9 protein-coding genes are annotated in these 6988 nt (G+C 44.0%); 5 read left to right on the top strand and 4 right to left on the bottom strand.

What is annotated here, in order from left to right; all coding sequences use genetic code 11:
- Nucleotides 1-295 precede the first annotated feature (295 nt).
- Together F6K57_RS33880 and F6K57_RS33885 are read left to right on the top strand one after the other, a co-directional pair.
- Complete coding sequence (locus tag F6K57_RS33880) at nucleotides 296-637, top strand: TMEM165/GDT1 family protein (RefSeq protein WP_364305233.1); 342 nt, start codon at nucleotides 296-298, stop codon at nucleotides 635-637.
- A 21-nt stretch (nucleotides 638-658) separates the two neighbouring features.
- Complete coding sequence (locus F6K57_RS33885) at nucleotides 659-946, top strand: TMEM165/GDT1 family protein (protein WP_293072326.1); 288 nt, start codon at nucleotides 659-661, stop codon at nucleotides 944-946.
- A 105-nt stretch (nucleotides 947-1051) separates the two neighbouring features.
- On the opposite strand, the gene F6K57_RS33890 is transcribed toward F6K57_RS33885, so the two are convergent.
- A complete protein-coding gene (locus F6K57_RS33890) occupies nucleotides 1052-1567 on the bottom strand; it encodes a DUF4149 domain-containing protein (RefSeq protein ID WP_293023662.1) in 516 nt (171 codons plus the stop codon).
- Nucleotides 1568-1956: 389 nt separating this feature from the next.
- Nucleotides 1957-3144, bottom strand: coding sequence for a 1-acyl-sn-glycerol-3-phosphate acyltransferase (locus F6K57_RS33895; protein ID WP_293023665.1), 1188 nt, complete (start codon nucleotides 3142-3144; stop codon nucleotides 1957-1959).
- Nucleotides 3145-3477: 333 nt separating this feature from the next.
- On the opposite strand from F6K57_RS33895, the gene F6K57_RS33900 reads away from it, so the two are divergent.
- Nucleotides 3478-4062, top strand: coding sequence for a DUF2808 domain-containing protein (locus F6K57_RS33900; RefSeq protein WP_293023668.1), 585 nt, complete (start codon nucleotides 3478-3480; stop codon nucleotides 4060-4062).
- A gap of 142 nt (nucleotides 4063-4204) precedes the next feature.
- Complete coding sequence (locus F6K57_RS33905) at nucleotides 4205-5002, top strand: PhzF family phenazine biosynthesis protein (protein WP_293072327.1); 798 nt, start codon at nucleotides 4205-4207, stop codon at nucleotides 5000-5002.
- A 207-nt stretch (nucleotides 5003-5209) separates the two neighbouring features.
- Here the strand turns inward: F6K57_RS33905 and F6K57_RS33910 are convergent, their stop codons facing one another.
- Nucleotides 5210-6364, bottom strand: a complete 1155-nt coding sequence (locus tag F6K57_RS33910) for a quinone-dependent dihydroorotate dehydrogenase (RefSeq protein ID WP_293023674.1) — start codon at nucleotides 6362-6364, stop codon at nucleotides 5210-5212.
- A 222-nt stretch (nucleotides 6365-6586) separates the two neighbouring features.
- On the opposite strand from F6K57_RS33910, the gene F6K57_RS33915 reads away from it, so the two are divergent.
- Nucleotides 6587-6727, top strand: a complete 141-nt coding sequence (locus tag F6K57_RS33915; RefSeq protein ID WP_158069877.1) for a hypothetical protein — start codon at nucleotides 6587-6589, stop codon at nucleotides 6725-6727.
- On the opposite strand, the gene F6K57_RS33920 is transcribed toward F6K57_RS33915, so the two are convergent.
- On the bottom strand, nucleotides 6692-6988 hold a 297-nt coding region (locus tag F6K57_RS33920), incomplete at its 5' end, for a transcriptional repressor (protein ID WP_293072328.1). The genes F6K57_RS33915 and F6K57_RS33920 overlap by 36 nt on opposite strands.

The raw sequence follows: 6988 nt of genomic DNA on the forward strand, positions 1-6988 counted from the left end.
GCAAAGCGACCAACAGTAATCGCAAACAGATTACACAAAATCATTACTATCCCCACTGTGGGACTCCACTCTGGGGTCACCGGAACAGAGGTTTCCACAGCAGCTAACAAAATTGAGTTAATCAATGTAGTTTCTCCCATATTGATGAATTGATCAGCAATCAAAGCAATCATAAGAATTTTCGGGGAGAAAAATCTCAACTTGTTTTAAGAATTTACATTTGGAGAGTGATCACAGCCTCAGAATTTATGTAAAGTTATGCAAATTTTGGTAAATTGTATAGAGTAACTATATCTTGAGCAGTTTTCCAGTGACTCAATCTGACCAGAGTCAGCCAGTAAAAGCAAACCAGATGGCTGTATGGGGAATCTTTAGTTCAACTTTCCTAACTATCTTTCTAGCCGAGATGGGCGACAAGACCCAATTGGCAACACTACTTATCACTGCCGAATCCCAGTCTCCATGGATTGTGTTTGTTGGTGCTGCCGCAGCACTGATATCTACTAGTTTGCTAGGTGTACTGATTGGTCATTGGCTGGCTAAGCGCTTCTCCCCTGAGATGATGGATACTGCTGCCGGAACACTTTTACTGTTGATATCAGTTATGCTTCTGTGGGACGCAATCAAACTGAATTAGTTATGAATGAGTGATTAGACGATGGATTGGCAATTACTAGGACTAAGTTTCCTAACGGTATTTTTAGCTGAAATTGGAGACAAAAGCCAATTTGCAGCGATCGCACTCAGTGGTAGTCTCAATTCCCCCCGTACTGTGTTTTTGGGAACTATAGCGGCACTGATACTTGCTAGCTTTCTGGGTGTAGTAGCTGGGGGAGGGGTGGCTCATCTGTTGCCTACTCGTCTACTTAAAGCGATCGCAGCCATTGGCTTTGCTTTGATGGCATTACGGCTATTGTGGCCTTCAGAAAGAACGGTGGAGGATTGATCCTCTACCACCCCACCTCCCTTTCACCTGATTAACCTGACAATAATGTCCACAAGATCCACGAGAATGAATCAGCCCTGGGGTTAGGGGGAGTGTGGGAGCAAGTTACGAACAGACCAATCTACGATAGTCTTTATAGCACCAGTTAAGTAGTGTAGTCCCTGCCATTAACTTGATTGCTTCTAGCAGCCAGTAGCCTTCATGCATTTGCACCATTCCTGCTGGCATGCCACTCACTGGCTCTAGAAGATTCAGTTGTAGAGCCATGGCGCTCATCTGGGGTGTCATGATGTAGGTATAAATAATTGCGATCCCTACCATGAGCAGGGATAATAAAATAGACCAGCGTCTGACGTAATGATAAAGATTAGAATTACCACGCAGGACTAATAGGCTGGCTAATATTAAAGCGCCACACAAAAGCTCAACACGATTAAATGTCCAGAAAATTGAATAGCCAGCTGTAGCAAAACTAGCCTGACTCATCATGCCAGCTGTAGACATGCATGGCATGATCACAAAGTCTATAACCAAACTGCTACTGAGCCAAAACCCTAAAGCAAACATGGCAATGGTTCGCCAGCGGCTCTGCTGTGAATCCACGCCAAAAACAGCGTTCATAAAATTTCCTCTACTTTCTATCCTGCTCTTAGCTTAACCAATTGTTTTTGCAAAAAGTGTGAAGTATTTTTGCAAAAAAAAGTATTTTTGCAAACAAATTTTAAATTAATCGTCAGGACTAATCTCAAATCCAGTTGAGTAATACTGTAAGCATATGCGCGAAGCGCAGGCTACGCCAACAGCCGTCAGCATATGCGCGAAGCGCAGGCTACGCCAACAGCCGTCAGCCTAATCCTTAAAATAAACATCGTTCGCGTAGCGTGCGCCAATGCCCACACGGGAGAATTTAATAGTTCGAGATTTTACAGGATTTAAAGTCTGGGGATTTGCCCATCTAAGCATTCAGGAATTGGCCTGTAGCTGATAGCTGATAGCTGATAGCTGATAGCTTACGATAAATTTTCTTGAACTGTCTGTTGTAGTTGTTGGGTCAACATCTCCACTGTTCCTGCTCGGTTTTGTCTGTAGGACTGAAAATGCTCTTTGAGGTTTATGGGATCTCCAATACGGAGCTTCGCTTTCCGGTGTCCTTTCGGCAAAGGTCGATCAAACTTAAACACTTCCCGCTCTAGTCGAGTTAGGGTATCTAAAAAACGCTCTGGTGTAGGAGAGGCCGCAACATAACCATCGTAAATTGCATCAAAGTTAAGCAGGCGGAGAGTAGCTTGGTAAATTGATTCATAAGTGGTTTCATCAAACTGGTCTAACTCTTGAGCACGGGATTTTAAGACTGACTGAATTTTATACACTCGTTCTCGGATTGGTGTCATGGTTGCCGGTGTTATCTCTAGCTTCTGTTCACACTCAATCAACAGATGAGTTTTGAGCTGGTTAATCCGTTGGTTCCAATCGATCTGAGTGGTTTGGTCTAGATTAAGGTCGTATTCAGTCTCCAAGCGAAGAATTACTTGCTCAGCAACACCCCGTAAACGCCCATAGAAGTTTGGTGCGATCGCATTAATTTTGAACGCCTTCTCTAGACGGGACAGGGTCTGATCAATCACCGGCTTCATGGAATCAGTGTACTGGTACTTCAGACTTACCGGTACTAAATAGAGATTAGGAACAGGTTCACCCTGTTTCACCATTTGGTTCATTGCCTGTAGAGGCAGTTGAATAGCTCCCGTTCGGAAAGGCATAACCGTATCATTTTGATAAGAGCAGCCCCCTTCGGGGAAAATCACCAAATCACAACTTGGTTGCTTCAGTAACTTTAGGGTTTGGGCAATGCTGGTGCGATCGCCTAAACCCCTTCGAATCGAGTAGGCTCCTATCAGCGGCAGAAATTTTTTCATCCATCCCCGGAAACTCTCGTAAGCCACAACATAGTGAAAGAGTTGCCCTAACCGAGTTGATAACAGAAACAGAACCATCCCATCATCAAGGGTAGGATGATTGGGGAGATAAACCACCCGTTCCTCTTCCAAGCGAGCCAGTTTCTCTAGGTCCGTAGACTCAACCACTAACTTCAGTTGATAAAAATTATCGGCGACTAGATCAGAAAAGCTTTGACAGATGCGGGTTAATAGGGGATTGAGCCTAGGTGCATAGAATTGAGGGCTTGACAAAACAGACATAGCATGTATTCCAGGAGGAGATCGGAAGATTAGGGAGATGGAGAGATCATAAATACTTTAAACAGTTTGACTTGAAATAAATTATTGTGCCATTTTGCCATTGTCGATGGTCCCATTATTCCCCACCTTTGCTCCCTTCGGGATTTTCCTCACTACAGACAGATGCCATAGTTGTACCGGATCAATTATGGTTTGCCTACTAACCTTTCACATTAGAATTATCAAATAACAAGAATCATCAGTAGTGTCAACATGTTAGATGGTGAAGTCAAACAAAAAACGGCGTCATATACCGCTACGTCACCCTTGATCCTAGCTCTAAAGAGATTGAGCTTGCGTGCGCCGCTTCTGTTTTCGGTAAACTTTATCAAAATTACTATAGCCTTAGTCTTATCCTTAGTAATTTTGGATACTCCCTCAACCCAAGCCGTTGAGTTAGCGGATGGGAGAGTTTCATTTGAGAAATCTCCTAGGTTGTTGGATGCAGTAACTACGTTTAATCAAGCTGATGTGCGAGGAGCAACATACTATTTCACCGTGGACTTACCAGGGGATATTGGTGAACCACTCCAAAGATTAACTATTAATCAGCGTCAAGGAGGATATAAGATTCAATTCTATCCCGAGAAATCCTCAGCATTTGAAGGAACCTACCAAGACCGGGGTCAGCCGTTATCTCTGGGAAGGGTCACAAAAGACGACTCAACCAAAACAATTTCAGTTACCTTCGATCCACCAGTAAACCCAGGAAAAACCATTACTGTTGGGCTTCGTCCTGTTCGCAACCCACGATGGGGTGGTGTCTATCTGTTTGGCGTTACAGCTTTCCCCCCTGGAGAGAACCCCTACGGTTTATATTTAGGTGTTGGACGTTTACAGTTCTATTCTCCAGCGGGAGATAGGCTCAATTTTAGATAACATCTTCGGAACATTCCTTGGATGTTAATTGTTAGTTCATTATTAATTATGAATGATAAAGTTAAAATTAACAATTAACAATTAACACAATCAACCATTTTAAAACTCATTAACCAGACTTGATTTAACCTTTTGCCTGATTATGGGACAAACCATTATTCAAGTAGACGCTTTCACCAGTAAACCCTTTACAGGAAATCCTGCTGCTATCTGTGTTTTACCAACTGCTCAAGATGACAGTTGGATGCAAAACGTAGCGCGAGAGATGAATTTATCTGAAACCGCATTTCTAGTCAAGCAAGAGGATGGTTTCAATTTGCGTTGGTTTACACCAACAGTGGAAGTCCCCTTATGCGGTCACGCCACCCTAGCTAGTGCTCATGTTCTTTGGTCAGAGGGACATCTGTCCCCTGATCAAATGATTCGGTTCTACACCAAGAGTGGATTGCTGATGGCTCAGCGCCAGGGTGAGTGGATTCAACTAGATTTCCCGGTGAATCCCTCAGAAGTTATCAGTACTCCAGAAGCACTCAGCCAAGCCTTGGGTGTACCGATCAAGTGGGTTGGGAAAAATTCCCTAGGCTATTTGGTCGAGGTAGAGTCGGAAGAGTTGCTCAAGCAGATGCAGCCCAATTTCCAACTGATGAAAACCTTACCTCTGTCTGCGGTAATTGTGACTAGTTGGGCTGACAGTGATTCAGAATACGACTTTGTTTCCCGATTCTTTGCCCCCAGATTGGGAATTGATGAAGACCCAGTTACAGGTTCTGCCCATTGTTGTCTCGCTCCCTTCTGGCGCAATCGCAATAGTAAAGATCAGTTCTTAGCCTACCAAGCCTCCTCTCGGGGTGGTGTAGTAAAGGTTAACTATACCGGTAGCGATCGCGTTTTTCTGAGTGGACAAGCAGTTACTATCCTGCGCTCAGAATTGCTCATCTAATCCTGAAGGTTAACACTCAATCAAACCACCTACCCTTCTCGAACGCCAAAGGCGAACAACATTCTACATTCTGCATTCTACATTCTGCATTCTGACAGACAACCTTGGCCTTTTGGCCAAGCGATCGCGTTCAACCTTCAACCTTCAACCTTCAACCTTCAACCTTCAACCTTCAACCTTCAACCTTCAACCTTCAACCTTCAACCTTCAACCAGACCCAGAACCCACTGCCTCAGAAATTGAACTCATGCCTCTTTCCTCCAACTTCTGCAACAGCCCTTGCAGAATCTGCCTTACCATCCATGGACCGTTATAAATCCAACCCGTGTACACCTGAATTAGACTAGCACCTGCGGTAATCTTCTCCCAAGCATCCTCCGCCGTAAAAATGCCTCCAACCCCTATAATCGGTAAGGTTCCTTGAGTTTCCTGCCAGATAAACCGAATTACCTCTGTAGAACGTTGACGCAACGGTGCTCCACTAATCCCTCCAGCTTCTTCCGTTACCGGTTTGCCCGTTGCCGCAATCCGTTGTGTTTTAAGCAGATCCCGACGGATGGTAGTGTTAGTGGCAATAATCCCAGCTAACCCATAGCTTTGGGCAAGCTCAAGGACATCTGCGATCGCATTCCACTCTAAATCCGGGGCAATCTTGACCAGAATCGGCTTTTGGGAAACGTTTTCCTGTTGCAGAGCATCTAAGATCAGACTAAGTTGACTGGCATCCTGAAGCGATCGCAATCCTGGTGTATTTGGTGAACTCACATTAACCACAAAGTAATCCCCCAATTCCCTCAACAGGCCAAAACTCGACCGATAGTCATCTGCTGCCTCTGCTAGGGGTGTTACTTTAGATTTACCTAGATTAATCCCAACCTGTAACCTGTTAACCTTCAACTGTTCTACTTGTAACCTGTTAACCTTCAACTGTTCTAATCGAGCAGCCATTGCTATAGCCCCAAGATTATTAAATCCCATCCGATTCAGAGCAGCTTTGTCTTCTACCAAGCGAAATAAACGAGGACGAGGATTTCCCGGTTGACCGTGAAAGGTTACAGTACCCAGTTCAGCAAAGCCAAACCCTAAGCTTCCCCAAATTCCAGCAGCCACACCATCTTTATCAAATCCTGCTGCTAAACCCATAGGGTTGGGGAAGTTTACTCCCCAGAGGGTTTGTTCGAGGCGACCATCATTTAAGCAAAACCTTTGCTGTAATTGACCCTTAACCCAGTGACCTAGAGTAGATTCCTGATTCGATGACAGCCAGCTCAATAGCGCTAGAGTTCGATTGTGTAACCATTCTGGATCTGTCTTCAACCCAGAAAATAAAATTGGACGAATGGTAGATTGGTAAATATCCATAATACTGAGTGAGTCCGTAGCTCAATGGGTCAGTAGGTCAGCGAGTTAGTAAATCAGTGCTGAACAAAATACTCCACCATCTGGCTAGTTGTTATTAACAACTGTGGATTTACTTCAATTTTTAATTTACCCATTCAAACGTCATACTTTGATTGATTCTTTGATTAATTAGTTGCGTTATGACCAAACCCTAAAAAAAGGGCGTTGTTTGGGTAACTTAAAATGACATTTTTATCACTGAGTTACAATCAGTTTTTGCAACTCTTACTCCCTACTCCCTACTCCCTACTCCCTACTCCCTACTCCCTACTCCCTACTCCCTACTCCCTACTCCCTCAAACCACCCGACGGGGAGTTAGGTGATCCCTCCTGACGGTAACCATAAAAATCAATCCGATATTCCGTAATCTTTACACCAGTTTGTGCCTCAATTTGCTTGAGCAAGTCTTCCGGTAGTTCTACATAAACATCAAGAATCTGGTTTGTATCCAGGCAATTGACATGGCTATGAGTATCGCTGATATTGCCGTACAACCGTCCATCCGAGCGCTCAATACATTCAATAATACCTTGACTGGATAGGGCATCTAAATTCTGGTAAACAGAAGTATGACCAATAACTTT

The sequence above is a fragment of the Moorena sp. SIO4A5 genome (assembly GCF_010672005.1).
Lineage (GTDB): Bacteria > Cyanobacteriota > Cyanobacteriia > Cyanobacteriales > Coleofasciculaceae > Moorena.